Raw genomic sequence first — 1,599 nt, 5'->3', positions numbered from 1 at the left:
GAAACCTGGAATGCGACGGAAACGGCGTACCCTGACCCGTGGTGTGTTCACCAATTGTTTGAACAGCAGGTAGAGAAAACCCCGGACGCGACGGCGTTAGAGTATGAAACGCAGACGCTCAGTTATGCGCAATTGAATGCCCGCGCTAACCGGCTGGCTCATCAGCTGATTGCTCTGGGCGTAGAGCCTGATCAGCGGGTGGCGATTTGCGTATCACGTTCTCCGGCCATGGTGGTGGGAATATTGGCGGTACTGAAAGCCGGTGGGGCTTATGTGCCGCTGGACCCGACCTATCCGAGTGAACGTCTGACCCACGTTCTGCGTGATGCAGCGTCATCAGTGATACTGGCTGATGAGGCAGGCTGTGCTGTCGTGGGCCGAGAAGCGCTGGCCGGACTGACGGTGCTGGACCCTAATATTTTGCCAGACCAGAGGGAGACGAATCCGCAGATAGCCGGGCTGACGCCACGACATCTGGCGTATGTGATTTATACCTCTGGTTCGACGGGGATGCCGAAAGGCGTCATGGTTGAACATGATTCGCTGTTAAATCTGCATGGAGCGCTGACAGCCCGCGTGTTTGCGCCGTCATCATCTGCGCCTTACCGGGTCAGCCTGAATGCCAGTATTGCCTTTGATGCGGCATTGCAAAACGTACTGGGTTTGCTGAATGGCTATACGCTGGTCATTGTTCCACAAGATGTTCGAGCGGATAGTGCGGCTTTCTTGCAGTTTTTAGTCACGACCAATCTGGACGTGCTGGACTGTACGCCAATGCAATTAGAGATGTTGTTGGCAGCGGGTTTGTCTGAATATAACAAAGCGCTGGTGCTGTTGATTGGGGGAGAACCCATATCAATCCAAACCTGGCAGACAATAGCGGGGATGCCGCAGTTGACGGCCTATAATGTCTACGGCCCAACGGAATGCACGGTGGATGCGACGCTGGCCTGTATAGAGGCGGCGCATCCTTATCCGACAATCGGACGTCCGCTGACCAATACCCGTCTGTATTTACTGGATAGAGAAGGTCATCCTGTGCCGCTGGGGGCGATAGGGGAATTATACATAGGTGGAGCGGGCGTGACGCGAGGCTACCTGAATCGCCCGGATTTGACGGCGGAACGTTTCCTGATAGATCCGTTCAGTGATAAACCGGGTGCGCGGATGTACCGAACCGGGGATTTGGCCCGTTATCTGCCGGACGGTAATCTGGATTTCCTGGGGCGTAATGACTATCAGGTTAAAATCCGTGGTTTCAGGATAGAGCCGGGGGAAATTGAGGGCCGGTTGTCGGCACATCCGGCGGTGAGTGACTGTGTGGTGCTGGCGCTGGGAGAAGGGCAGGAGAAACGGCTGGTGGCTTATGTGGTGGCGGAAGCCCATGAGGAACTGGTTAATAGTCTGCGTACCCACCTGAGCGCCCTGTTGCCGGATTATATGGTGCCGTCAGCTTTTGTGCGGCTGGATAAGTTTCCATTGACGCCTAACAGTAAGCTGGATCGTCTGGCGTTGCCGGCGCCGGACGGAGAGGCGTTTGCCCGTCAGGTTTACGAGGCCCCGCAGGGAGAAACGGAAATCGCGTTGGCGGCGATTTGG

General features: G+C 56.0%; 1 protein-coding gene. It reads left to right on the top strand.

Annotated features, from left to right (window positions below; all coding sequences use genetic code 11):
* A partial coding sequence (locus tag AM629_RS21030; protein WP_152912055.1) for a non-ribosomal peptide synthetase occupies window positions 1-1,599 on the top strand: 1,599 nt, incomplete at both ends.

It is taken from the genome of Photorhabdus heterorhabditis, from assembly GCF_001280945.1.
Taxonomy (GTDB): domain Bacteria; phylum Pseudomonadota; class Gammaproteobacteria; order Enterobacterales; family Enterobacteriaceae; genus Photorhabdus; species Photorhabdus heterorhabditis.
This window is presented reverse-complemented; position numbering and strand designations above follow the sequence as displayed.